A 25,235-nucleotide genomic window follows, 5' to 3' on the forward strand; every position below is an offset into this window, starting at 1 on the left:
CTAGCGCGCCCCGCGGGTGAGATAGCCTTCGAGCAGCGCCAGGGCGTGGTCCAGCCGCGCCCGGCGCCACTCGGGGGCGCTCATGTCGGTGTTCAACGTCGCCGACAGCGAATAGCCGTTGGCCAGGTGGAAGCGGCTCATGGCCGCGATGGTCACGTAGATCTGCACCGGATCCAGGTTCGGTCCGAACAGCCCCTTGGACTGGCCGCTTTCGATCAACTTCTCGATCGTGCGGCGCAGGGGGAAGGCGGTCTCGGTCACCACTCGCGACTGGGCGGCGAACTTGCCGTGCTGCAGGTTCTCGTTGCGCAGCAGGCCCTCGAAGCGGGGGTTCTTCTCGAAATAGTCGAAGGTGAAGCGCTGCAGCTCGAGGAAGCCCTCGAGCGGCTGGTCGAAGTCGATCTTCAGCTCGGCCTCGCGCGCCCGCAGATCCATGTAGGCGCTCTCGAGGACGGCCATGTACAGGCCCTTCTTGTCCCCGAAGTAGTGGTACAGCATGCGGATGTTGCACTTGGCGGCCTTGACGATCCGCTCGATGCGCGCGCCCGCGAAGCCGGCCTGCGAGAACTCCTTCAACGCGGCGGCCAGGATCGCCTTGCGAGTGCGCTCGGCGTTGCGCTTGCGCGGCGCGCTGTCGATGTCGGCTTCGGCCTTGTTCGCGTCCAGGACGGCGTCGGTCACGGGATCTTGGCTCCCTGTTTGATCCAGGCGCCCAGCTGGGCCCGCTCCTCTACGGTCATGCCGGTCTCGTTGCCAAGGGGCATGCTCGTGGAAGCCACCGCACGCTCGTGGATTTTCGGAGCGTAGGTCGCGATATGCTCGGGGGTGTCGAACACCGCGCCCAGCGGCGGGGCCGAGAAGCCCGGATGGGTCGGGGTGGCGCTGTGGCAGGTCGTGCAGTGCCTGCCGATGATCGCCTGGGCGGTGGTGAAGGGCACTTCGCCGTCGATCTTCACCACGTCCTTGGGCTTGAGGCTGGCGACCATGGTCGCGGCGAACACCAGCATGAAGCCGTAGAACAGGAAGTCGTGGCGGATCTTGCCGTGATGCTTGAGCAGGAAGAATTGCCGGATCGAGATCCCGCCGGCGCTGATCATCGCCAGCAGCAGCCACGACAGCGGATGGCCGGTGACCATCGGATAGTGGTTGCTGATCATGATGAAGATGACCGGCAGCGTCATGTAGGTGTTGTGCACCGACCGCTGCTTGCCCATCGCGCCCAGGCGCGGATCCACGGGGCGGCCGGCCAGCATGTCGGCGACGATCTTGCGCTGATTGGGAATGATCACCAAGAAGACGTTGGCGACCATGGCCGTGCCGATGATCGCGCCCACATGGATGAAGGCTCCGCGGTCGCTGAACAGCTGCGCCAGCGCCCAGGCCGCGCCGGTCAGGACGGCGAACCATACGACCCCGAAGGCCAGGCCGCGCTGGCCCAGCGGCGAGCGGCACAGGGCCTCATAGACCGCCAGCCCGCCGAAGATGAAGGCCAGGCCCGCGCCGATCGCGGCCGGCTGGCTGAAGGCGTGCTTGGCAGTGTCGATCAGATAGACCGGCGCCTGCCAGTAGTAGAGCACGATCAGCAGCGCAAAGCCCGACAGCCAGGTGGTGTAGGCCTCCCATTTGAACCAGTGCAGGTGGCCTGGCATGTGGGCCGGGGCGATCATGTACTTCTGCGAATGGTAGAAGCCGCCGCCGTGCACGGCCCATAGCTCGCCCTTGACCCCGTCCTTGGGCGGCTCGGGTTCGCGCAGGTTGTTGTCCAGCCAGACGAAGTAGAACGAGGCGCCGATCCAGGCCACGCCGGCGATCACGTGCAGCCAGCGCAGACCCAGGTTCAGCCAGCCGGGAAGATCGTATTCCATCTTATGCGGTCACCGCGTCGAGCAGTCTAAGCTTGGAGATCAGGCCGATCTGCTGAATCGCCTCGGCGATCTCCGTCGCTTCGTCATGGGCCGTGCGCGCTTCCATGGCCGCCAGGATCGAGGCCTTGTCGTTCAGGCGAACGGCGATGATGAACGGGAACGAAAAGCGCTCTTGGTAGGCCGCGTTCAACTGGTGGAAGCGGGCGAACTCGTCCTCCGTCAGCCGGTCCAGACCGGCGCTGGCCTGTTCGGCGGTGCTCTCGGCGGTCAGCTGCCTGGCGATCGCCGCCTTGCCGGCCAGCTCGGGGTGAGCGCGGATCAGCGCCAGCTTATCGGCGGTGCTCGCGGCCTCCAGCACCTCCATCATCGCGCCGTGCAGGGCTTCGAGATTGGCGAACGGCCGCTCGTCCCAGGCGCGTTCGACCACCCACGGCGAAAGCTCGAAGGCGAAGCCGAGCGCGGTGGTGAAGCCCGTCTGGTTCATGCTGTTCAGGCGGGCCAGGGTCAGGGGCGGAGCGCCGCTCATGCCTTTACCTCGTAGGCCAAAGACTCGGGGGGATGGGTGGCGATCCAGTGGCGGGCGATGTCGATGCGCTTGGCCACCCAGACGCGATCATGGCGGGTGATGTGCTCCAGGAACCGCCGCAGGGCGCCGATGCGTCCCGGCTTGCCGACCACGCGGCAATGCAGGCCGACGCTCATCATCTTCGGCGCGGTCTCGCCCTCCAGATAGAGGGCGTCGAAGGCGTCGCGAAGGTAGGTGAAGAACTGCTCGCCGGTGTTGAAGCCCTGCGCGGCGGTGAAGCGCATGTCGTTGGCTTCCAGGGTGTAGGGCACGATCAGCTGGGCGCGGCCGTGCTGGTCGTCCCAGTAAGGCAGATCGTCGGCATAGCTGTCGGCGTCGTAGACGAAGCCGCCTTCCATGGCGACCAGGCGGGCGGTGCTCGGGCTGGTGCGGCCCTGGTACCAGCCCAGGGGGCGCTCGCCGGTCAGGCGCTTCTGGATCTCGATAGCCTGCTGGATGTGCTCCATCTCTTGGTCCGGCGTGAAGTGCTGGTAGTCGATCCAGCGATAGCCGTGGCTGGCGATCTCCCAGCCTGATGTCATCATCGCCTCGACGGCGTCCGGGTGGCGCTCCATGGCCTGGGCGACGCCGAACACGGTCAGCGGCAGGCCGAAATCCTCGAACAGTCGCCGGATGCGCCAGAAGCCGGCGCGCGAGCCGTACTCGTACAGGCTCTCCATCGACATGTTGCGCATGCCCTGGATGGGCTGGGCGCCGACCATCTCCGACAGGAAGAACTCTGAAGTAGGGTCGCCGTGCAGGATCGAGCGTTCGGCGCCTTCCTCGTAGTTCAGTACGAACTGCACGGCCACGCGGGCGCCGTTCGGCCATTGCGCTTGAGGCGGATGCTCGCCGTAGCCGATCAGGTCGCGGGGGTAGTCACTCATGACTTCTGCCCCCTCCGGGGGCGGACGACCTCGCAGTGCGAGGTCAGGTGGGGGCAAGTGAGGTGAGTGTTCTGGACGCTCGCCCCCTCCGCGCCTGCGGCGCTCCTCCCCCGGAGGGGGAAGAAGGTGATGGCCGAACCTCTCATGCGAACACCTTCGCCGCCGCGTCGACGCCAGCGCCGGCCGGGGCCTCGAAGCCCTCCCAGCGCAGCACCGCTTCCAGCGCCGCCAGGGTCTGCAGAACCGCATGCTTGCGGGCGTTCACACCCATGGTTCCGATGCGCCAGATCTTGCCGGCCAAGGGCCCGAACGCGGCGCCGATCTCGATCTCGAACTCGGTGCGCATGCGGGCCTTGACCCGGTCGTAGTCGACGCCGCTGGGCGCGATCACGCCGGTGACGTTGGTCATCTTGTGGGCTTGGTCGCCATAGACCTGGAGGCCTAGCGCCTCGATACCGGCGACCATGGCCGCACCGGCCTGCTTGTGACGGGCGAAGCGGGTTTCGAGGCCTTCCTCCAGCACGATCCGCGCGCATTCGCGGGCGGCGAACAGCATCGAGGCCGCCTCGGTATGGTGGTTCAGGCGCTTGTCGGACCAGTAGTCCATGATCATCGCCAGGTCGAAATAGTTGGAGGCGATGCGGCGGCCGTTGCCGGTGGCGCCGGGCGTGGCCAAGCCCTTCTCAACGTGGCGGCGGCTGAAGATGTGCTCTGCGGCGCGGTCGCTGATGGTGATCGGCGCTGAGCCCGAGGGGCCGCCCATGCACTTCTGCAGGCCGGCGGTGACGATGTCGGCCTGCCACTGATCCACAGGCACGCTCATGCCGCCCAGCGTCGCGGTGGCGTCCACGTAAAGGAGGGAGTCGTGGCGGCGGCAGATCTCGCCGATGGCCTCGATCGGCTGAGCGATGGTGGTCGAGGTGTCGCCATGTACGCAGGCCACCAGGCGCGGCTTGACGCGGGCCACGGCGTCCTCGATCGCCTGGGGATCGACGACCTGGCCCCACGCACCCTCGACGAAGGTGACCTTGGCGTCGCAGCGCTCGGCGATCTCGGCCAGCAGCAGGCCAAAGCGCCCGGCATTGACCACCACGACGTCATCGCCGGGGCTGAGCGTCGAGACGAGGGCCGCCTCGATCCCCGCCCGCGAGGTGCCGTCGACCAGGAGGGTCTGCTGGTTCTTCGTCTCGAACACGCCGCGATACAGCGCCATGACCTCGTTCATGTAGCCGGTGAACTCGGGATCGAATTGGCCCAGCAACTGCACCGACATGGCGCGCAGCACGCGTGGATGGACGTTGATGGGCCCGGGACCCATCAGCAGGCGGGCGGGATGGTCCAACTCTTTGAAAGTCTCGGTCATGCGCGTTCGCGTCGTTCTAGCTTGTCGATGAAATGGAGCATGGCCTGGGCCGCCAGGGCGCAGTCGGCCTCGGTGACGGCTTCGGCCGGGTTGTGGCTGATCCCGCCTTCGCAGCGGATGAACAGCATGGCGGTGGGGCAGAGGTCGGCCATGACCATGGCGTCGTGACCGGCCCCTGAGGGCAGGCGGCGCAGCGGCAGGTCGAGATCGCGCAGAGCCTGTTCCAGCAGGTTCATCAGCGACGGATCGCAGGGGCTTTCGGCCAGGGCCTGCATCAGCGTGACCGTCGCCGAAAGCCCGCGCTTGGCGGCGATGGCGTGGATCTCGGCCCCGATGGTCAGCACCGCCTCGTCGCGGGTCGCGGAGGTCTCGGCGCGGATGTCCATCGAGAACTCGACTGCGCCGGGGATGACGTTGAAGGCGCCGGGCAGGGCGGTCATGCGTCCCACCGTGCCCACCAGGCCATCGGTCCCGGCGCGGCAGATCCGCTCGAGAGTCAGCATGGCTTCGGCGGCGGCGGGACCAGGGTCCTTGCGCAGGTTCATCGGCGTGGTGCCGGCATGGCCCGCGGTTCCCTCGATCCGCACCATCAGCCGCTTCTGCGCGGCGATGGCGGTGACCACGCCCAGGGCCAGGCCCTCGGCCTCCAGCACCGGACCCTGCTCGATGTGGGCCTCCAGGAAGGCCAGCACGTCTTCGCGCTTGCGGGCGGCCGAAGCGATGTTGGCCGGATCGCCGCCGAACGCCGCCAAAGCCTCTGCGACCGACACGCCCTCGGCGTCCTTCATGTCCAGGGCGCTGGCGTCCAGCGTGCCGGCGATCGCGCGGCTGCAGCTCATCGAGGCGGGGAAGCGCGAGCCCTCCTCGTCGCCGAACGCCACGACCTCGATCGCGAACGGCAGGCGGCGGCCGGCGCGGCTGAGCGCCTCGACCACATCGACGCCCAGCACGATCCCCAGCGGTCCGTCATAGCGCCCGCCGTTGCGCACGCTGTCGATGTGCGAGCCGATGATCAGCGCCTTGGCGCCGGGCGTCTCGCCCTCATAGCGGCCGATCAGATTGGCGGCGGCGTCGCGGCGCACGCTCATGCCGGCTTCCAGCATCCAGCGGGTCAAGGCGTCCAGCGCGGCGCCATGGGCGGCGGTCAGGAACCGCCGCGTCAGCTGGCCCTCGGCCTCGCTATAGGGCGGGGCGCCCAGGGCGTCGCACCGGGTTTTCGCCCGGGCGCCGATCTCGAAACCTCCGGTCACGTCCGCTTCCATTCCCGAACCTTAGCAGGCTGATCCCGCCACGCTCTTGCGACAAGCGCTCTCGGCAGAGGTTCCCCGCCCAGGCGCCCGCGCGCGCGCCATGTCGAGATGGCGGCGCCTCTTCATAAGTCATAATTCGCTTACTTGCGGAAGATCGTACGAGGTCAGCTGGCCTCGGCCGCGATCGCCAGGCGCTGCTTGGGGAAGGCCTCGGGCAGTTCGTCGCGCAGGAAGGCCATCATCTTTTCGCGGACTTCGCAACGCAGGTCGAAGGTCTTGGGCGCATTGCGGGCGCTGACCAGGCAACGGATCTCCATCACCTCGGGTCTGATATCGGTGACCGCCAGATTGACGACCTTGCCGTCCCACAGCGGCGAGTCCTTGGCGATCTCCTCCAGCTTGGCGCGCAGGCGGTCGACCGGCGCGGCGGGATCGACATAGAGCATGGCCGTGCCGATCAGGGCGGCGCTCTCGCGGGTCCAGTTCTGGAATGGCGTCTGGATGAAGTAGCTGAGCGGCAGCACCATCCGCCGCCAGTCCCACAGTCGCACCACGACGTAGGTGGCGTTGATCTCCTCGATGTTCCCCCATTCTTTTTCGACGATGACGGCGTCGTCGATGCGGATCGGCTGGGTGACGGCGATCTGGATACCGGCGATCAGGTTGGTCAGCAGCGGCTGCAGCGCCAGGCCGACGATCAGCGAGGCCGCACCGCCGGCCGCCAGTAGGCTGACGCCCCACTGCCGCACGCCGGGGATGGTCATCAGAGCCAGGGCCAGGGTGACGATGCCGACGAGGATGGCCACCGCGCGCCGCAGGATCCGCACCTGGGTGATGTGCTTGCGGGCCAGCAGGTTGTCTTCGACGTCGACCTTGAAGCCCCGCAGGTAGAGCGCGGCGGCGATGTCCAGCGCCGTCATGGCCATCCAGCCCAGCAGCAGGATGAACAGCACCAGCAAGCCATGGCGCGCAGCGTTCGACTGGATCTCGTTGAGCGGGGAGGCCGTCACCGCCGGGCCCAGGGCCGCGACGATGATCGCCAGTCGTGTCACGCGCCGGGTGCGGGCGATCAAGGCCTGCCAGAAGGCGTCGCGCTTGGAGAGGCTATGGCGGACGATCCGCACCAGCACGGCGTGGACGGTGAGGGCGATGGTCACGGCCAGAGCGATCAGCGCGATGCTGACGAGCCAAGGCGGCGCCCAGCCGATCAGCCAGACGGAGTCGGAAAGCCAGTTCTGTACGCGGGTCATGCGGGGGCGAACGTCCCCCGGCGCGGAAGGCTGCATGACAAAAAAAGAAAGGGCCGCGTCGGTGTCGACGCGGCCCCAGTCAAAGCGTTGGGAGGAATTAACGCTCTAGATCAGTAGACGAAGCGGACGCCGCCGAAGATCGAGCGGCCGACCGCGGCGTAACGCGTCACGACCGGGTCGTTCTCGTAGGCCCAGCGGTTCTCCGTCTGGTTCGTCAGGTTCAGGGCTTCCAGCGAGAACGTGATGTTGTCGTTCAGCTTGTAGGTCATCGAGCCGTCCAGGTTGAACGTGCTTTTGTTGCCCAGGAAGTCGTTGACCAGCGGGCTGTCGCAGTAGCCCGGCTCACAGGTGCCGGCCGCGATCGGGTACTGGGTCTTGTAGTTGGTGCGGTAGGCCGACGACAGGCGGGCGCTGAACTTCTCGACTTCATAATAGACGGTGAAGTTGAAGGCGTTCGGCGAGGCGCCGGTGAACGGGCCCTTGGCGGTGATGGCGGCCGTGCCCAGGCGGGCGTTGGCCGGAGTCACGATGTACTCCATCTCCGACTGCAGGTGCGTGGCGTTGAACTGCACGCCCAGGTTCTTGAAGTACCAGGGCAGGAAGGTCAGGTTCTGCTGGTAGTTGAACTCGATGCCGCGGATGTAGCCGCCGGGCGCATCGCCGAACTGGCGAACGTCGAACGGGTTGTTGGCGTCGATATAGGCGACCGCCTGCGGGTTGGTCTGGGCCGCGCGCAGCGCCGCGATGGCGTCGGCGTCCAGGAACGCGCTGAGGTTCGAGGCCGAGACCAGGGTCTGCGGGAAGTTCGAGATGTCCTTGTTGAACACCGCGACCGAGACCAGGGCGCCGGGCTGGAAGTACCATTCCAGGCTCAGGTCCAGGTTGGTGGCGCGGAACGGTTCCAGCTTCGGATTGCCGACCGTCAGCGAGCCGCCGACCGTCGCGCCGTTCGAGGGCACGCTGATCGAGGTCACGTTCGGGGCCAGGTTGGCCAGCAGCGGACGGGCCATGACCTTGGCGGCGCCGAAGCGCAGCAGCATGTTGTCATAGACCTCGTACGAGGCGTTCAGCGAGGGCAGGAAGTCGTTGTACTTGTTGTGGCCCGAGATCGGACGCGAGGTGTTGGTCAGGCCGTCGGAGTCGATTTCGGTGATCGCATAGCGGCCGCCGAGGTTACCGCGCAGCTCACGACCGAACAGCTCGGTGTCGTAGTCGAACTGGACGTAGTAGCTGGTGCTGGTTTCGTCGACCGAATAGCGGTTGGCCGCGCTCGCCAGGTACGACAGACGCCAGTCGCCGTACTTGTTGATGCAGTTACAGTCGAAGTTGAACAGGCTGACCATCTTGTTCAGGTCGGGCGCCAGGAACGAGGTCGTGGTGCCGGCCGGGACGTCGAGGCCGGTGCCCCAGTTGATGATCTTGCTGACCGAGGCGATGTTCGAATTGCCTTCACGCAGCGACGGGTTCAGCGTTTCGCCGGTCAGACGGCGATATTCCGAGGTGCCGAAGCCGTACTTGCGGCGGCTGGCGCCGAACCGGACGGCGTAGTTGTCGTCCAGGTCGTACTTGAAGTCCAAGCGGAAGGTTTCGTAGTCGTTGCGGGTGTAGCGCTGGAAGTGGCGCAGGGCCGAGTAGCCCTTCACGAAGTCCCAGGCGCCCGTCTGCGTCGCGTCGAAGCCCAGGTTCAGCATCGGCATGTCGCCACCGCCGCGCGCGTCGTAGACGAGGTAGTCGTTGCCGGCCACGCCCTGACCGCTGTCCAGACGGATGAAGTCCGCCAGCAGGCCCTGGGTCTTATTGTTCGACGACGACTTGCCGTAAATGCCGGTCATCGAGAACCGGTCATTGAACTCGTGGTCGAGGCGCAGCGAGGTCTGACGGAAGTAGGTGCTGAAGAAGGCGGCGTCGGCGGCCGAGCGCAGGTCGACGTTACCCAGCTTCAGGTAGTCGGCGTTGGCGCCCGAAGCGCTGAGAGCGCCGTCGATCAGCTTCACCGACGGGCGGCCGATGAACTGGGTCAGCATCGCGATGCCGGCCGGGTCGGCCACGTAACCCACCGAACCACGATTGTTGTAGTAGTCGTACGGGTCGAGGTTGTTGGGGTTGTAGCTGAAGGCCATGCCCGGGACGAGCGCGCCGCCGTTCATGGACTGGCCGCAGTCGATGGCGTCCTGGATCGCGCTGGCCGCTCGCGCCGTGCAGTTGGCGTACAGAGCGCGCTTGGTGGCGATGTCGCTGCTGGCGCTGATGCCGTTCAGGTTGGCGTTGGTGTTGTTACGGTTCAGGCCGACGGTCTGGATCTGGTAGTTGACCGAGTCCTGCTTCAGCTCCGAATAGGCCCAGTCCAGCGACACCGTGGTGCGGCTGGTCGGACGCCATTGCAGGGCGCCGGTCATGCCGGTGCGCTTCTGGTCCAGGTCCTGCTGGTTCAGGGTGGCCAGAGCCGGGATGCGGGCCAGCGGGCCGGCGGCGGTGATCTGGCCGTTGGCGACGGTGGCCGTCGTCGGGTTGTTGATCAGGTTGTAGGCGGCCGGATTCGAACCCGTCAGGGCCGAGCAGACCGCGGCGTTGGTGATGTTGACGCCGGGGATCACGCCATTGTTGCAGGCGGTGCCAGTCGGGGCGGCGAAGCCCTGGCGACCCGGGGTCGCAGTGGTCGAACCCGTGCCCAGGAACGTCGACTGACGATACAGGTAGTCCGACTGGCCGGCCTGACGGGCGTAGCTGTCGATGACTTGGCTGCGCTTGTTGAAGGCCAGCGAGAACAGGGCGCCGAATTCACCCCAGTTGGTGTCCCAGCGGTCCGAGACCAGGCCGGCGAAGCGCGGCGAGTGGCTGCCGCCGTTCTTGTAATAGGCGTCCTGCACCGACAGGGCCAGGCGACGGCCCTTGAAGCTCAGCGGGCGACCGGTTTCCAGGTCGACGGTGGCGCCCAGCGAACCTTCGTCGGTCTCGGCCGAGGCGGTCTTCTGGACCTTCAGGGCGTTGAAGAGTTCCGAGGCGAAGGTGTTGAAGTCGAAACCGCGCGAGCGGTTGGCGCTGTCGCCGGCGGCCGACGGACCAGCCGTCGACAGGGCTTCCAGGCCGTTCAGGCGCACGCGGGTGAAGTCGCTGCCCAGGCCGCGGACGGTGATGGTGCGGCCTTCGCCGTTTTCACGGTCGATCGAGACGCCCGGCAGGCGCTGCAGCGACTCGGCCAAGTTGGCGTCGGGGAAGTCGGCGATGTCCTCGGCGTTGATGGCGTCGACCATCGTGTTCGAGTTGCGCTTCAGGCTGATGGCGCTCTGCAGGGCGGCGCGATAGCCGGTGACGACGACGGCTTCGACTTCGGCGCTTTCGGCTTCAGGAGCCGGGGCGGCTTGCGCGGGGGCAGGCGCGGCCTGCTCCTGAGCGAAGGCGGCGCTGGCCGACAGGCTGGCGGCGGCGATGGTCAAGGCGCCCAGGGACGCTTGAGCCAGAAGCGCGCATGCGCGGCGATGCTTGGAATTAATTTGCACGGTTCCCTCCCGGAAAGTTGAAAAAGGTCCCGGCTCTTTTTGAGTGGACGGCCGGTCCCAGAAAAGGCTGGTAGCGCTAACGGATACCGGTGTCATCTGCAAGAGAAACCGGTGTCAGATGAAACTTTGTAGCATTTGTCAAAAACTGAGCGCCGCAATCCGGTCGCGTTTCCTCGCGGGAGGATGTGGCGTGAAAACGCTGATAAAGGGTTGAAAATTCTGCCCAATGAACAGCCGCGGTTGACGTTTGCGGCAGGCAAGAAGAAGCCCGCCGCCGTCGCCGGGGCGGGCCTCCTTAAGGGCTCGATTTTGGGATCAACCGGCCTGCCAGGCGTCCAGATCGGCCAGGGCGCGCAGGCTCATCAGCCGTTTCTTGGCCCGTCCGCGCTCTTTGAGCGGAATCTTCTTGCCCTCTTCGTCGACCTTGGGGGCCTCTAGCGGCGGCAGCAGCCCGTAGTTGATGTTCATCGGCTGGAAGCTGCCCGGACCGTTGCCGGCCGCCAGGTGGCCGCCGGTGATGTGCTCGACCAGAGCGCCCAGGGCCGTCGTCGGCGGCGGGGCGTCGATCGGCGCGCCCTTGCGGTCGGCGGCGGCGAAACGGCCTGTCAGCAGGCCCATGGCGGCGCTCTCGACATAGCCTTCCACGCCCGTCACCTGGCCGGCGAAGCGCAGGCGCGGATGGGCCTTGAGGCGCAGCGAGCGGTCCAGCAGCTTGGGCGAATTGATGAAGGTGTTGCGATGCAGGCCGCCCAGGCGGGCGAACTGGGCGTTCTCCAGGCCCGGGATCATCCTGAAGGTGTCAGCCTGGACGCCATGCTTCAGTTTGGTCTGGAAGCCGACCATGTTCCACAGCGTGGCCAGGGCGTTGTCCTGTCGCAGTTGGACGATGGCGTAGGACTTGACGGTCGGGTCGCGCGGGTTGGTCAGGCCGACTGGCTTCATCGGGCCGTGGCGCAGGGTCTCGCGGCCACGCTCGGCCATCACCTCGATCGGCAGGCAGCCGTCGAAATAGGGGACGTTCTCCCACTCCTTGAATTCCGACTTGGGGCCTTCCAGCAGGGCGTCGATGAAGGCCTCGTACTGCTCCTTGTTCATGGGGCAGTTGATGTAGGCGGCGGCGTCGCCGCCGGGGCCTTCCTTGTCGTAGCGCGACTGGCGCCACGCCTTGTCCATGTCGATCGAGTCGAAATGGATGATCGGAGCGATGGCGTCGAAGAAGCTGAGCTGGCCTTCGCCGGTGGCGTCCAGGATCGCCTGGGCCAGGGCGGGCGAGGTCAGCGGGCCGGTGGCGACGATGACATTGTCCCACTCTTCCGGCGGCAGGCCGGCGATCTCCTCGCGCACGATGGTGACCAGCGGGTGCTCGGACAGGCGCTTGGTGACCTCGGCCGAGAAGCCGTCGCGGTCGACGGCCAGGGCGCCGCCGGCCGGCACCTGGTGCTGGTCGGCGCAAGCCATGATCAGGCTGTCCAGCTTGCGCATCTCGGCGTGCAGCAGGCCCACGGCGTTGAACTGCCAGTCGTCCGAACGGAACGAGTTGGAGCACACCATCTCGGCCAGGCCGTCAGTGTGGTGGGCGTCGGTGGTGACCTTTCCGGTGGCGTCGTCCTTGCGCATCTCGTGCAGGATGACGGGCACGCCAGCCTGGGCGATCTGCCAGGCGGCCTCGGAGCCGGCCAGGCCGCCGCCCACGACGTGAATGGCGATGGGGGCGGGCTTGTGGGTCGAATTCGAATTCATGGCGCGCCCTATACCCCCGGCTGTCGCTTGGCGAAACCTGCGTGTAGGCTCACGCGAGGGGAAGGAGCCTTCGCGCCTGGCGCGCATGAGGCGAGCACGAGGAGGGAAGATGGCGAGCTTTTCCGTGACCGCGGCCGCGACGGCCGGTTTCGGCGTGATCGCGCGCAAGCCTTTGGCGGTGATCGGCTGGGGACTGGCCCTGGTCGTCGCACTGGCTCTGCCGGCGTTGCTGTGCGTGGCGGCCATGGGGCCGGACTTCATGCTGATGTTCCAGGCCGCCGCCCAGACGGGCGATGACGCCGAGTACCTGAACCGGCTGATGCGGATGCAGTCGGGAATGATGGCGCTGAACATGCTCTACTGGCTGTGGTCGAGCTTCGTCTCGGCGGTGCTTTGCGCGGCGGTCTTCCGGGCGGTGCTGTCGCCGGAGCAGTCGGCCTGGGCTTATCTGCGGGTCGGTTCGCGCGAAATGTGGCTCACCCTGCTGATGCTGGTCGAGCAGGTCCTGGCGATGATCGTCGTCTTCGTCGTCGTGCTGCTGGTGGCGGTGCTGACGGCCATCGCCGGGTTCGGTGGCGGCGAGAATGGCGTCATGGCGGCCATCGTCACGGGAACCGGCGGCGCCATCGTCGCTGGCGCGGTCCTGCTGTGGCTGGCGCTGCGCCTGTCCCTGGCTCTGCCGATGACCTTCGTCGACAACCAGTTTCGTCTGTTCGAGTCCTGGAGCCTGACCAAGGGCCACGCCCTGAAACTGCTGGGCGTGGCGCTGCTGATCGTGTTGCTGGTGCTGCTGCTGGAGGTCGTGGCTGGCGGGATCGTCGTCGGCCTGATTGTCGCCTTCGCCGGTTCGCTGTCGGGGCTGCAAAGCGCGGGGGGCGTGGACGTTCTGCTGAGCCAGGCTCCGATGACGTTGTTGCGCGCGATCTGGCCGTTCCTGGCCGCCCTGGCGGTGGTGATGTCGGTGCTGGGCGCGGTTTTGCAGCTCCTGTTCTATGCGCCCTGGGCCGCCGCCCACCGCGCCCTGACCCAGCAGCCCTAGGACGCCATCGCCAGACGCCTCGCGACGCCATAGATTGGCCCGGCGCGGCGACTCATGGGTGAGGGCCGCGGCGGAGGTTGGAATGAAGGACGGATCGGCGATGGTCGGCGCGACGCTGCGCGCGGGCTTGTCCGACGTGACGGGCGCGGTGAAGGACTGCTGGGGCGCTCTGACCCTGGCGGCCGTGCTGGGCGTAACGTCCAACCTGCTGCCGTCGGGCCTGAGCGCGGCCGTCGCTATCCTGGCCGTCGTCATCGCGCAGGGGGCGTTGTTCCGTCGCGCCTTCGGCCGACAAGGCGGGATCAAGGGCCTGCGCTGGGGACGCGACGAGTGGCGGCTGCTGGGCGCGCAGGCGATGATCCTGGCCCTGTTCCTGCTGATCGGCGCGATCCTGATGATCATCGTCGGCGGCGTGTCGCTGGGCATCGCCCGCACCGCCGCGCCCGACTTCGACGCCAGCACGACGACGGGGTGGAAGGCGGCTTACGCCAGCGCCGGCCCGGCCGGCTTCGTCATCGCTCTGGTCCCCTTGGCCAGCCTCGCCATCCTGATCTGGCTGGGCCTGCGCCTGTCGCTGTCGGCCCCGGCCACGGTCGAGCAGTCGGGCGTGCGGGTGCTGAGCGCTTTTCCGCTGACCAAGGGCTATGTGCCGGTGCTTCTGGCGGTGGGGGTCGTGATCGTGCTGCCGGTGCTGCTGCTGAGCACGGCGATGCGTTTCGCGCCGCAAGGCCTAGTCGTCGCAGCGATCCTGGCCTTTTGCGCCTATTTCTACGCCATGCCGGCCTGGGCCGGCGCCCTGGCCCATGTCTACCGCCGCCGCGCGGCCCTGCAGGACGCCTAGATGTCTGTTCGCCCCGTCGACGCCGCCCTCGAGGGCGTCCGCACCCTGCGCCGCAAGCCCAAGGCCATCGCGGCCTGGGCGGCCTTCGCGCTCGTCATGCTGCCGATCCTGGGCGTGATCGTCCAAATCGTGCTGGGCCCTGAAGGCCGGGCGGTGCTTCAGGGGCGCGGCTCGTCCGCCGATCCGCGCGAGATCCTGGAGCTGGTCACCCATCTGGGCGGCGCCATGCTGCTGCTGATCATTCTGGCCCTGGCGATCGGCGCCGTGCTGGCCGCGGGGATCATCCGCTCGGTGCTTCAGCCCGGCGACAAGCGCTTCGCCTATCTGCGGCTGGGCAAGGAAGAGATCCAGCTGCTCATCGTCTCGCTCATCACCTGGGTGGCGGCGCTGCTGGCCACGGTCATCCCTTCGGGCGCGGTGGTGCTGGGCACGGCCCTGCTGTCGGGCGGCGCGGCGACCTGGTTCGCGTTCCTGGGCGGCCTGGCCGTGATCGGCCTGTCGCTGTGGATCGCCGTGCGGCTGTCGCTGCTGGGCCCGCACGCCTTCTCGCACCACCATATCGACGTGCGCACCGCCTGGATCCAAACGCACGGCCAGTTCTGGCGGCTGCTGGCGATGTACGGACTGGTCATCGTCATGACGGCGGTGATCTCGATCGTCGGCACGATTACGGGCGCGCTGGTCGGCTGGATCATCAGCCTGGTGACGGGCTACTCGGCTCTGATCTCGGCTTCGCTGGTCAATATCTTCCTGGTGCCGATCGTCCTGACCCTGCAGGCGGTGGTCGTGACCTCGGCTCCGGCCCGCGCCTTCGCCCACCTCAATCAAGATGAGATCGACGCCGGCCTGCACGACTGACCCGCACCCGAAAAGTGGGGAGAAGGCCTGTCGAAGCGGCTCGAACCTTGTTAGGCCTGTCGGCCAATTCACGATCCTTTCCAGGGCCACACATGTCCAAGTTCTCGGCCTCCGACGCGGCCTTCTCCGGTTTCCGGCTGGTGCGGGAAAACCTGAAGACCGTGGCCATCTGGGCGGGGGTCATGACGGTGGTGTCGATCCTGACCAACGTCGCCGCCATCCAGTTCTTCGGGCCGCAGCTTGAAGCCTTCCTCGGCTACATGCAGGACAACAACAATCCGGATCCGGACGAGTTCTTCCGCCTGGCCTCGGCGCTCAGCCCGCTGACCCTGTGGATGCTGCCGATCAGCCTGATCCAGAACGGCGTGACGTTCGCGGCTCTGAACCGTCTGGTGCTGCGCCATGACGACAGCCGCATGGCCTATCTGCGCCTGGGCAAGGACGAGTTGCGCCAGGCGGCGGTCTGGCTGCTGACCGCCCTGGTCCTGATGGGCGCGCTGTTCCTGGGTTCCGCCGTCACCGGCTTCCTGGGCGCGATGGGCGGCGCCACCGGCGCTTTCCTGGCGCTTGCCGGCCTGCTGGGATCGTTCTGTGCGGTGATCTGGCTGGCCATTCGCCTGTCGTTCGCGCCCGCCGTCACCTTCGACACCGGCAAGATCACGCTGTTCAAGTCGATGCCGCAGACCAAGGGGCTGTTCTGGCCGCTGCTGGGCGCCTACTTCCTGGCCGCCGTGATGAGCATCATCGTGGTGCTGCTGATCTGGACCATCGTCTCGGCCGTCGGTCTGATCGCCTCGGGCGACTTCGCCGCCACCGGCAAGATGATGCGCGCCGACACCAGCTCGCTGGCTGCCTATTTCACGCCGGCCGGCGTCGTCCAGGCGCTGTTTTCGGGCGTGATCCAGGTGCTGACCACCCTGATCGTCTTCGCCCCGCCGCCGTCGATCTACAAGGAACTCAAGGACCGCGAGGCTCCGCCCGCGCCCAGCGCCGGCAACGGCGGCTGGTAGAGCCTCCTAAAGAAGAAGCCCCGGAGATCGCTCTTCGGGGCTTCTTTGTTTCTAAGCGCGCTTGCTTTTCTTCAGCTCGGCGACCCGCGCCTTGCGGCGTTCCTCGTGGCGGTCCAGCAGCTCCTTGAGGTAGCGGCCGGTCCAGCTGGCCTCGACCTTGGCCACGTCCTGGGGCGAGCCGACAGCCACCACCTGGCCGCCGCCGTCGCCGCCCTCGGGACCGAAGTCCAGCAGCCAGTCGGCGGTCTTCACGACGTCGAGGTTATGCTCGATGACGACCACGGTATTGCCCTGGTCGACCAGCTCGTGCAGCACCTCGAGCAGCTTCTTGGTGTCCTCGAAGTGCAGGCCGGTGGTCGGTTCGTCGAGGATATACAGCGTGCGGCCGGTGGCCCGGCGCGACAGCTCCTTGGACAGCTTGACCCGCTGGGCCTCGCCGCCCGACAGGGTCGTCGCCTGCTGGCCGACCTTGACGTAGCTGAGGCCCACGCGCTTGAGGGTCTCCATCTTGTCGCGGATCGGCGGCACGGCCTTGAAGAAGTCGGCGGCCTCTTCGACGGTCATGTCCAGCACGTCGGCGATGGTCTTGCCCTTGAACAGCACGTCCAGGGTTTCGCGGTTGTAGCGCTTGCCCTTGCAGATATCGCAGGTGACGTAGACGTCGGGCAGGAAGTGCATCTCGATCTTGATGACGCCGTCGCCCTGGCAGGCCTCGCAGCGGCCGCCCTTGACGTTGAAGCTGAAGCGGCCGGGGCCGTAGCCGCGCGCCTTGCTTTCCGGTAGCTGCGCGAACCAGTCGCGGATCGGACCGAAGGCGCCGGTATAGGTCGCAGGGTTCGAGCGCGGGGTGCGGCCGATGGGCGATTGATCGATGTCGATGACCTTGTCGAACTGCTCCAGGCCCTCGATCCGCTCGTGCGGGGCGGGGGCGTCGCTGGCGTTGTTCAGGCGGCGCGCGGCCGCCTTGTACAGGGTCTCGATCGTGAAGGTCGACTTGCCGCCGCCCGACACGCCGGTGATGCAGGTGAAGGTCCCGACCGGGATCTCGGCCGTGACGTTCTTGAGGTTGTTGCCGGTGGCGCCGACGACCTTCAGCACCTTCTTCTTGCTGATCGGCCGGCGCTGTTCGGGCACCTCGATCTCGCGGGCGCCGGTCAGGTACTGGCCGGTGATGCTGTTGGGATTGGCCATCACCTCGGCCGGCTTGCCCTCGGCGATGATCTGGCCGCCATGCACGCCGGCGGCCGGACCCATGTCGATGACATAGTCGGCGGTGAGGATGGCTTCCTCGTCGTGCTCGACCACCAGCACCGAATTGCCCAGGTCGCGCAGACCCTGCAGCGATTGCAGCAGGCGGGTGTTGTCGCGCTGGTGCAGGCCGATCGACGGCTCGTCCAGCACGTAGAGCACGCCGGTCAGGCCCGAGCCGATCTGGCTGGCCAGGCGGATGCGCTGGCTCTCGCCGCCCGACAGGGTGCCCGAGCCGCGCGAGAGGTTCAGGTAGTCCAGGCCGACATCGACCAGGAACCGCAGGCGATCATTGATCTCCTTCAGGATCCGGCGAGCGATCTCCATCTGCTTGTCGGTCAGCTGGCCTTCCAGGCCGGCGAACCAGTCCCGCGCTGGACGGATGGCCAGCATCGACACCTCGGCGATGTCCATGGCCGCGATCTTCACGGCCAGGGCTTCGGGCTTCAGGCGCTTGCCGTGGCACACCTCGCACGGGGTGTCGGATTGGTAGCGGCCCAGCTCCTCGCGCACCCAGCTGGAGTCCGTTTCGCGCCAGCGGCGCTCCAGGTTCGGCAGCACGCCCTCGAAAGGCTTTTCGACCTCGTATTTGCGGGCGTTGTCGTCATAGACGAACTTGATCTTTGTGCCCTTGCTGCCTTGCAGCACGACGTCGCGGGCATCGGCCGGCAGCTTGTACCAGGGCTCGTCCATCGAGAAGCCGTAGTGACGGGCCAGGGCCTGCAGGGTCTGGGTATAGAGCGGCGAGGGACCCTTGGCCCACGGGGCGACGGCGCCCTTGTGCAGGCTGCGCTCGCGGTCGGGCACGATCAGGTCGGCGTCGAAAGCCAGCTTGGCGCCCAGGCCGTCACATGCCGGGCAGGCGCCCGCCGGATTGTTGAACGAGAACAGCCGCGGCTCGATCTCGGCGATCGTGAAGCCGCTGACCGGGCAGGCGAAGCGTTCCGAGAACAGGATGCGCTTCGGCTCCTTCTCACCCTCTTCGATAGTGGCGAACTCGGCGACCGCCAGGCCGTCGGCCAGGCGCAGGGCCTGCTCGATGGAGTCAGCCAGGCGCTGTTCCATCTCGGGCTTGGTGACCACGCGGTCCACGACCACGTCGATGTCGTGCTTGAACTTCTTGTCGAGCGCCGGGGCGTCTTCGATCGGATAATACTCGCCGTCGATCTTCAGCCGCTGGAAGCCGGCCTTCTGCCACTCGGCGATCTCCTTCTTGTACTCGCCCTTGCGGTCGCGAACGACGGGGGCCAGCAGGTAGAGGCGCGTGCCCTCGGGCAGGGCGGTGATCTTGTCGACCATCTGACTGATGGTCTGGCTTTCGATCGGCAAGCCGGTGGCCGGCGAATAGGGAACCCCGACCCGCGCCCACAGCAGGCGCATGTAGTCGTGGATCTCGGTCACGGTGCCGACGGTCGAGCGCGGGTTGCGCGAGGTGGTCTTCTGCTCGATCGAGATCGCGGGCGACAGGCCTTCGATCAGATCGACGTCCGGCTTGCTCATCAGCTCCAGGAACTGACGCGCATAGGCCGACAGGCTCTCCACGTAGCGACGCTGGCCCTCGGCATAGATCGTGTCGAACGCCAGCGACGACTTGCCCGAGCCCGACAGGCCGGTCAGCACGACCAGCTCGCCACGCGGGATGTCGACGTTGACGTCCTTGAGATTGTGCTCACGGGCGCCGCGAACGCGGATGAAGTTCAGTTGCTCGGCCATGTTTTCCGGAACGTTGGACCGCGAATTTGGTCGCGGCGCAGCGGCTATATGTAGGGCTCGAAGCGCGGATTAACACAAGAACAAGTTGCGAACAAATGTCGCGCCCGCGAGGCGGCGTTTCTGCTGACAGCGGATGTCAGCAGTCCGACACTTTGGCGCGGCGCCGCTTGGCCATGTTCGCGCCTCGAAAGCGGCGCCAGCAGAGCGCGTCCTTTCCGCCAACTTAACCGGAGGTGGCGGGCGCATGGGGCGGGGCACGGGGACCAGGCGATGGATCGCCGGCGCGGGCGGCGTCTTGGTCAACGCCTCGGTTCTGGCGGGGCTGGCCTTGCTCGAACGTGCGCCGCCCGTGGCGGAGGTTCCGATCATGATCTTGGCGTTGGAAAGACCGGAACGAGAGCGGGAGCGCCGGCCATCGGCAGCGAGGGCTGGGCGGAGTTCGGTCCGGCCGACAGCGGCGGACGAGGCCTCGACGACGATCTCGGATGAGGGCGTTGCCGAAGCCGCCACAGCCGCGCCCGCGCCCCTCGCCGTCGACCCCGCCTGGCGCGTCGATCCCAAGGCCGTCGAGCGCTGGCGGCTCACCGAGGGCGCGCCCGAATGGGGATGGGGCCGTTACCGCCGGGCCTGCAGCGGCTCCACCAGCGAGCACCTGACCGAGGACGAGAAGGAACGCTGCTACGGCGAGTGGGGCGGTCGTCGTGACAAGCGCCCATCGCCCAGGTTCGTCGGGCCGATCGACGAGCGCAGATGGCAAGACCATCAACCGTCACCAAAACAGCCGTCGCTCTACGACAAGGACGCCGAGCGTCAGGCGCATTGCCGGACGTATCGCCGCCTGCGCAACTCCGACCCTTCGATGCAGCCGTCGCTGCTCCAGGGAGGCTGCTTCTGATCAAGCCTGTTCGGATTTCCGAAACCCTGTTTGGAAGCGGGTTCTTCAGTCCACGCATGGTCTAAGCGTCACGGTCGGGCAGAAGCCCGGAGATGCAGGAGCCAGTCATGGCCAAGGCCGCAGCCGGTGGAAAGCAGGGCGCCAAGCAGGACGCTTTCGACGCTCTGAAGGCTCCCAAGCCGCGCTCGATCGTGATCGACGGCCTGGTGTTCCTGGGCGGTGTCGGCTCGCTGATCTGGGTCCTGCACGCGATGGCCCCGAGCTAGGCCCTGTCGATCCGCGCCGCGTAGCAGCCCCACTTGGCGTAGTGGGCGTGCAGGTAGGCGACTTGTGCATTTTCGAACATCTGGGCGATGAGGTTGCTCGCTTCGGCGCCGTCGACGATGTCGGCGGCGATCATCATGCCGTTCGTATCAAAGGCCCGTAGCGAGAGCAGGCGGCGGCGAAGGGCGGGCGGCATCTCGCCAATCATCGACACCGGCGCCACGCCCTCCCGAACAAACACGGCGTGGCTGGCGCGGAACGGCGTCGGCGCTGACTGGTGCTCGTAGTTGACCAGGATCAGGGTCTCGCCGGGCTGGGCGTCGTCCAGGCTGACACGGCAGGGATAGCCGACCGGCGCATCGGCGATCATCCGGCGCGCGCCGCGCGCGGCCAGGGCTTCATCGTCCATCGCGAATAGGGGCGCGAACAGTTCGGCGGGCAGGCTGGTGACGGCATAGGTCATCTGAAACTCCTCTTTCGCCGGTTCTCGCGTGCGCTCCGACGAGGCGACACCCGATCCTTGCGGTCTTGCCGAACCGCGTTCGCGGGCGTAGACCCCCGCCTCACATCCCCCAAATCCTGCTTCGATGGAGGCTCCCATGATCAGCAAGCCGGAAGACCGCTTCGTCCTTCCCGTTTCCCTGACCGTGGGTTTGCATGTCCTTCGTCACCCTGGATGCCGTTTCCGCCGCCACGCCTGACGGCCGGCCGCTTTTCGAAAACCTGAACCTCTCCATCGGGGCCGAGCGCATCGGCCTCGTCGGCCGCAATGGCGTGGGCAAGTCGACCTTGCTGGCGCTGATCGCCGGGACGCGTCCGCCGCTGTCCGGAGCGATCACCCGCGCCGGGACCGTAGCCAGCCTGGAGCAGACGCCGAACGTCTCGCCCGGTGCGCGGCTGGCCGACCTGCTGGGCGTGAGGCCTGACTGGGATCGCCTGACGCGCATCGAGCGCGGGGAGGGCGACGAGACCGATCTGTCCGACGCTGATTGGGAGCTGCCCGCGCGGCTGGACCAGGCCCTGGCTGATGTCGGTCTGGCGGGCCTCGATCCCGAGCGGCCGGCGGCGGCGCTGTCGGGCGGCCAGGCGACGCGGGCGGGGCTGGCGCGGCTGCTGATCGCCCGCCCCGACGTGCTGCTGCTGGACGAACCCACCAACAATCTCGACGCCGAAGCGCGCGAGATCGTCTCCAGGGTGCTGGCGCGCTGGAAGGGAGGTGCTGTGGTGGTCAGCCACGATCGTTCCTTGCTGCGCGGCATGGACCGGATCGTCGAGCTGTCGTCGCTGGGCGCGCGGTCCTATGGCGGTGGCTACGACCTCTATGCCGAGCGCAAGACGCTGGAGGCCGACGCCGCCCAGCGCGACCTTGACCACGCCGAGCGCGAGGTCCGCCGTGTCGCTCGGGAGGCCCAGCAAGCTCGCGAGCGCAAGGACCGCCGCGACGCCGGCGGCCGCAAGTTCGCCGCCAAGGGCAGTGAACCCAAAATCGTCTTGGGCATGATGGCCGAGCGGGCCGAGAACAGCGGCGCGCGCGAAGGCAAGCTGGCCGAAAAGCGGACGGGCCAAGCCGCCGACGCCAAGGCGGCCGCCGAGGCGCGGGTCGAAAGGGCTCGCACCCTGGGCTTCGATCTGCCCTCCAGTCATCTGCCGGAGGGGCGGGCAGTTCTGGCCTTCGACGCGGTCGGCTTCGCTTGGCCGGACGGGACGCCGGTGATCGAAGAGCTGTCGTTCCGCCTGGCCGGTCCCGAACGGGTGGCAGTGGTCGGGCCGAACGGGACCGGCAAGACGACCCTGATCCGGCTGGCGACGGGTGATCTCTTGCCGACCACCGGCGAAGTCAGGCTCTCCGTGCCCGTGGCCCTGTTGGACCAGCGGGCGGCGCTGCTGAACGACGAGGAGACCATCCTGGAGAACTTCCGCCGCCTGAACCCGGCCGCCAGCGTCAATGACGCCCACGCGGCCCTGGCCCGCTTCCTGTTCCGCAACGCCGCCGCCCATCAGGTCGCCGGGACGCTCAGCGGCGGCGAGCGCCTACGAGCAGCCCTGGCCTGCGTGCTGTGCGCGGCCGTTCCGCCGCAGCTCTTGATCCTGGACGAGCCGACCAACCATCTGGATTTGTCCTCGATCGAAGCGGTCGAGGCGGCGCTTTCGGGTTATGATGGCGCGCTGCTGGTCGTCAGCCACGATGAGGACTTCCTCGACGCCATCGGCGTGGAGCGGCGGATCGTGTTGGGAGCCTGACCCTGGACATCGCCGCCTTCATCCTGGCCAACCTGCCGCTGGAGCCCGTCCCCGGCGTGCCCGAGATCCGCCTGCATCGCGCCGGGCCGCGCAGCGGGCTGATGCGGCTGGCCGACGCCGATCCGGACTTCGGCTCGCCTTACTGGGCGCGGCCTTGGGGCGGCGGGCTGGCCTTGGCGCGGCATGTGTTGGACCGACCGGAGGTCGTCACGGGCAAGCGCGTGCTGGACCTGGGCGCCGGCTCGGGCCTGGTGGCGATCGCGGCAATGTTGGCGGGCGCGAGCGCGGTCGTCGCCGCCGACGTCGATCCCTATGCCATCGCCGCAACACGCCTAAACGCCGCCGCAAACGGCGTGGCGGTCGAGGCCGTGCTCGCCGATCTGACGAAAGGCGATCCGCCGGACGTCGATCTGATGCTGGTGGGCGATCTCTTCTACGACCCGGACCTGGCGGTGCGGGTTCTGGCCTTCCTGGAGCGCTGCGTCGCGGCGGGGATCGCGGTGCTGATCGGCGACCCCTGGCGCGCGTCCCTGCCGGCCGACCGCCTGCGGGTCGTGGCCGAGCATGTGGTCGCCGACTTCGGCGACCCGGACGGGGCGGGCAGGCCCGCCGCCGTCTTTGAATTGGTCTAGGCCTTGCGGTTCAGCGTGATCGCCGAGCCCAGGGCGGGGCGGTCATTGATCATGGCGCCGGCGCCGTAGGTGGTGGCAGGGGCGGCGCGCTGGTTGGCGATCTCGGTGGCCACGGCGTGGACCAGGCCCTCGGTGACGGTCTTGGCGGCGGCGACGGCGCGGGACTGGCGAGCCAGCACGGCGTCGAAGGCTTCGGTCGCGCGCATCAGGCGTTGGCGCAGTTCGGGCCGGGCGGCCTCGACCAGGGCGACATTGGCCCGCACCCGCATCGACTCGTGCCGATAGACATTGGCGAGCTTGGCGGTCTCTTCGACATATTGCGCCGCCTCGTGCGGGCGGTGGTTCTCGAAGGCCGTAGCTTCCTTGGCGACCAGCTCGGTCAGGCGTTCGGTCAGCAGGGTCAGCTGGTGGACGCGGTCGTCGGCGTCGAGGGCGGCGATGGCCATGGCTATTCCTTCAGACCTTGCATCTTCAGCATTTCGCGCTGGATCGTGCTGGACAGGCCGACGCCGCCGGACTTGGTGACTTCCTTGGACATCGCGTCGGTCAGCATCGACTTGAACATCTCCTCGCCCTGGCCGCCGCCGAAGGGCTCGGAGGTTTTCACGCCTTCGAACATCTGCTGCATCATCACCGACAGGAACGAGGACTCGAAGGTCTTGGCCGTCTCGGCGATCTTGGCGCGCTGGGCGGTGTCCTTGGCGGCGGTCGCGGCGGCCTTGACCGCGTCGGCGGCGGTCTTGGTGGCCGAGACCGCGGCGCCGAACTGCGGAACCAGGGTGGAGATGGTGGACAGAGCGCTCATCACATCACCTCGATGTCGGCTTGCAGGGCGCCCGCGGCCTTCACGGCCTGCAGGATCGAGATCATGTCGCGGGGCGTGACGCCCAGGGCGTTCAGGCCGCCGACCAGGCTCTTCAGCGAGGGCGAGCCGCCCAGGGTGACCAGTTTCTTGCCCTTCTCCTCGTCGACGCTGACGGTCGACTGCGGGATGACGGCGGTCTGGCCCTGGCTGAACGGCGCCGGCTGGCTGACGGCCGGGGTTTCCTGGACCGAGATGGTCAGGTTGCCCTGGGCGATCGCCACCTGGCTAATGCGGACGTCGTCGCCCATCACGATCACGCCGGCCACTTCGTCGATGACCACCTTGGCGGGGCCTTCCGGCTCGACCTGCAGGTTCTCGATGGCGGTGACGAAGCTGATCATGTCCATGCCGGCCGGGGCGCGCACCGCGACGATGGTCGGGTTCTGAGCCTGGGCGCAGTTGGGGAATTTCTGGTTGATGGCGTCGGCGATACGGCGCGCCGTCGTGAAGTCCGGATTGCGCAGAGTCAGGCGCAGGATGTCCATGGTGACCATCTGGAAGCCGGTTTCGCGCTCGATGACGCCGCCGCCGGCGATCCGGCCCGCCGTGGGAACCCCCTTGGTGACCGAGCTGCCCGAAGCGCCGCCGGCCGAGACCGAACCGGTCTGCACCGTGCCTTGGGCGACGGCGTAGGTCTGGCCGTCCGCGCCCTGCAGGCTGGTGACGATCAGGGTGCCGCCCAGCAGGCTCTTGGCGTCGCCCAGGGCCGAGACGGTGACGTCCATTTTCGAACCCGCGGCCGCGAAGGGGGGCAGGTTGGCGGTGACGATGACCGTGGCGGTGTTCTTGGTGTTCAGGGTCGCGTCGCGGACGTTGACGCCCTGGCGCTCCAGCATCGCTTCCAGGCTCTGCTTGGTCATCGGCGCGTTGCGCAGGCTGTCGCCCGTGCCGTTCAGGCCGACCACCATGCCGTAACCGACCAGCGGGTTGTCGCGGACGCCCTCGAACGAGACGATGTCCTTGATGCGCGACTTGGCGAACGCCGGTGCGGCCGTGAAGGCGCAGGCGACGACCACGGCGGCGAGGACCGGGCGAAGAACGGTGCTGAAGAATGAACGCGACATGGCAATCTCGTAGCGGGGAGAGGCCCCCACGCCGCTCATGCCAGAAGCGGGCCAGTTCGAAGGGCCTTGTGACTCAAGGGATTCCTGGAAGGCCGATGGTCCGCTCGGCGCCCTCCGGCAGATTCTGCCCGGCATTAACCATACTTCA

General features: G+C 67.4%; 23 protein-coding genes. 9 read left to right on the top strand and 14 right to left on the bottom strand.

The features are described from left to right. The 9 genes from E1H18_RS11190 to trmFO all read right to left on the bottom strand — a co-directional run bounded on the left by E1H18_RS11190 (position 1) and on the right by trmFO (position 12,417). Positions 1-681 carry a TetR family transcriptional regulator gene (locus tag E1H18_RS11190; RefSeq protein ID WP_172267809.1) on the bottom strand — a complete coding sequence of 227 codons (681 nt, stop codon included), beginning with the start codon at positions 679-681 and terminating at the stop codon, positions 1-3. Beyond that, complete coding sequence (locus tag E1H18_RS11195; RefSeq protein ID WP_172267812.1) at positions 678-1,865, bottom strand: urate hydroxylase PuuD; 1,188 nt, start codon at positions 1,863-1,865, stop codon at positions 678-680. The genes E1H18_RS11190 and E1H18_RS11195 overlap by 4 nt, the downstream gene beginning before the upstream one ends. Position 1,866: 1 nt before the next feature. After that, the gene (uraD, locus tag E1H18_RS11200; RefSeq protein ID WP_172267815.1) at positions 1,867-2,391 is read right to left on the bottom strand and encodes a 2-oxo-4-hydroxy-4-carboxy-5-ureidoimidazoline decarboxylase; all 525 of its coding nucleotides are present in this window, start codon (positions 2,389-2,391) and stop codon (positions 1,867-1,869) included. Next, complete coding sequence (puuE, locus tag E1H18_RS11205) at positions 2,388-3,317, bottom strand: allantoinase PuuE (protein WP_172267818.1); 930 nt, start codon at positions 3,315-3,317, stop codon at positions 2,388-2,390. The genes uraD and puuE overlap by 4 nt, the downstream gene beginning before the upstream one ends. Positions 3,318-3,459: 142 nt before the next feature. Next, entirely contained in the window at positions 3,460-4,680 is a 1,221-nt protein-coding gene (locus E1H18_RS11210) for an alanine--glyoxylate aminotransferase family protein (protein WP_172267821.1), read from the bottom strand. Further along, on the bottom strand, positions 4,677-5,942 hold the full coding sequence (locus E1H18_RS11215) for an allantoate amidohydrolase (RefSeq protein ID WP_194247989.1): 1,266 nt from the start codon (positions 5,940-5,942) through the stop codon (positions 4,677-4,679). The genes E1H18_RS11210 and E1H18_RS11215 overlap by 4 nt, the downstream gene beginning before the upstream one ends. 152 nt (positions 5,943-6,094) lie before the next feature. Further along, positions 6,095-7,180, bottom strand: a complete 1,086-nt coding sequence (locus tag E1H18_RS11220) for a mechanosensitive ion channel family protein (protein ID WP_172267827.1) — start codon at positions 7,178-7,180, stop codon at positions 6,095-6,097. 110 nt (positions 7,181-7,290) lie between these two features. After that, a complete protein-coding gene (locus E1H18_RS11225; RefSeq protein WP_370526487.1) occupies positions 7,291-10,677 on the bottom strand; it encodes a TonB-dependent receptor domain-containing protein in 3,387 nt (1,128 codons plus the stop codon). Between the two features lie 315 nt (positions 10,678-10,992). Further along, entirely contained in the window at positions 10,993-12,417 is a 1,425-nt protein-coding gene (trmFO, locus tag E1H18_RS11230) for a methylenetetrahydrofolate--tRNA-(uracil(54)-C(5))-methyltransferase (FADH(2)-oxidizing) TrmFO (RefSeq protein WP_172267833.1), read from the bottom strand. 109 nt (positions 12,418-12,526) lie between these two features. Between trmFO and E1H18_RS11235 the strand changes: the two genes are divergently transcribed. The 4 genes from E1H18_RS11235 to E1H18_RS11250 all read left to right on the top strand — a co-directional run bounded on the left by E1H18_RS11235 (position 12,527) and on the right by E1H18_RS11250 (position 16,165). Continuing rightward, entirely contained in the window at positions 12,527-13,456 is a 930-nt protein-coding gene (locus E1H18_RS11235; RefSeq protein ID WP_172267836.1) for a hypothetical protein, read from the top strand. Between the two features lie 82 nt (positions 13,457-13,538). Continuing rightward, entirely contained in the window at positions 13,539-14,297 is a 759-nt protein-coding gene (locus E1H18_RS11240; protein ID WP_172267839.1) for a hypothetical protein, read from the top strand. Next, positions 14,298-15,155 (top strand): hypothetical protein, encoded by an 858-nt coding sequence (locus tag E1H18_RS11245; RefSeq protein WP_172267842.1) that lies wholly within the window; start codon positions 14,298-14,300, stop codon positions 15,153-15,155. It begins immediately after the preceding gene. 92 nt (positions 15,156-15,247) lie between these two features. Further along, positions 15,248-16,165 carry a hypothetical protein gene (locus tag E1H18_RS11250; protein WP_172267845.1) on the top strand — a complete coding sequence of 306 codons (918 nt, stop codon included), beginning with the start codon at positions 15,248-15,250 and terminating at the stop codon, positions 16,163-16,165. 51 nt (positions 16,166-16,216) lie between these two features. Here E1H18_RS11250 and uvrA read toward each other — a convergent pair whose 3' ends face one another. Next, positions 16,217-19,126: an excinuclease ABC subunit UvrA gene (gene uvrA, locus E1H18_RS11255; protein ID WP_172267848.1), complete on the bottom strand. Its 2,910-nt coding sequence runs from the start codon at positions 19,124-19,126 to the stop codon at positions 16,217-16,219. Positions 19,127-19,421: 295 nt separating this feature from the next. Here uvrA and E1H18_RS11260 point away from each other — a divergent pair, with 295 nt between their 5' ends. Beyond that, the gene (locus E1H18_RS11260; protein ID WP_172267851.1) at positions 19,422-20,021 is read left to right on the top strand and encodes a hypothetical protein; all 600 of its coding nucleotides are present in this window, start codon (positions 19,422-19,424) and stop codon (positions 20,019-20,021) included. 107 nt (positions 20,022-20,128) lie between these two features. Continuing rightward, the gene (locus E1H18_RS11265; RefSeq protein ID WP_172267854.1) at positions 20,129-20,287 is read left to right on the top strand and encodes a hypothetical protein; all 159 of its coding nucleotides are present in this window, start codon (positions 20,129-20,131) and stop codon (positions 20,285-20,287) included. Here the strand turns inward: E1H18_RS11265 and E1H18_RS11270 are convergent. Beyond that, positions 20,284-20,748 (bottom strand): DUF1203 domain-containing protein, encoded by a 465-nt coding sequence (locus E1H18_RS11270; protein ID WP_172267857.1) that lies wholly within the window; start codon positions 20,746-20,748, stop codon positions 20,284-20,286. The two genes, E1H18_RS11265 and E1H18_RS11270, sit on opposite strands and share 4 nt — an antisense overlap. A 124-nt stretch (positions 20,749-20,872) precedes the next feature. Here E1H18_RS11270 and E1H18_RS11275 point away from each other — a divergent pair, with 124 nt between their 5' ends. From E1H18_RS11275 to E1H18_RS11285, 3 genes are all read left to right on the top strand, one after another. Beyond that, positions 20,873-20,986: a hypothetical protein gene (locus E1H18_RS11275; RefSeq protein WP_172267860.1), complete on the top strand. Its 114-nt coding sequence runs from the start codon at positions 20,873-20,875 to the stop codon at positions 20,984-20,986. After that, positions 20,943-22,526, top strand: a complete 1,584-nt coding sequence (locus tag E1H18_RS11280; protein ID WP_172267863.1) for an ABC-F family ATP-binding cassette domain-containing protein — start codon at positions 20,943-20,945, stop codon at positions 22,524-22,526. Before E1H18_RS11275 ends, E1H18_RS11280 begins: the two co-directional genes overlap by 44 nt. Before the next feature lie 65 nt (positions 22,527-22,591). Next, complete coding sequence (locus E1H18_RS11285; protein WP_370526510.1) at positions 22,592-23,158, top strand: methyltransferase; 567 nt, start codon at positions 22,592-22,594, stop codon at positions 23,156-23,158. Here the strand turns inward: E1H18_RS11285 and E1H18_RS11290 are convergent. From E1H18_RS11290 to E1H18_RS11300, 3 genes are read right to left on the bottom strand one after another with little or no spacing between them, the layout of a single operon-like run. Further along, positions 23,155-23,604: a flagellar basal body protein gene (locus E1H18_RS11290; protein WP_172267866.1), complete on the bottom strand. Its 450-nt coding sequence runs from the start codon at positions 23,602-23,604 to the stop codon at positions 23,155-23,157. The two genes, E1H18_RS11285 and E1H18_RS11290, sit on opposite strands and share 4 nt — an antisense overlap. Before the next feature lie 2 nt (positions 23,605-23,606). Further along, positions 23,607-23,963, bottom strand: coding sequence for a rod-binding protein (locus tag E1H18_RS11295; protein ID WP_172267869.1), 357 nt, complete (start codon positions 23,961-23,963; stop codon positions 23,607-23,609). Continuing rightward, the gene (locus tag E1H18_RS11300; RefSeq protein ID WP_172267872.1) at positions 23,963-25,087 is read right to left on the bottom strand and encodes a flagellar basal body P-ring protein FlgI; all 1,125 of its coding nucleotides are present in this window, start codon (positions 25,085-25,087) and stop codon (positions 23,963-23,965) included. The genes E1H18_RS11295 and E1H18_RS11300 overlap by 1 nt, the downstream gene beginning before the upstream one ends. Positions 25,088-25,235: the final 148 nt, after the last annotated feature.

Origin of the sequence: Caulobacter sp. RHG1 (assembly GCF_013181195.1) — a bacterium.
GTDB lineage: Bacteria > Pseudomonadota > Alphaproteobacteria > Caulobacterales > Caulobacteraceae > Caulobacter.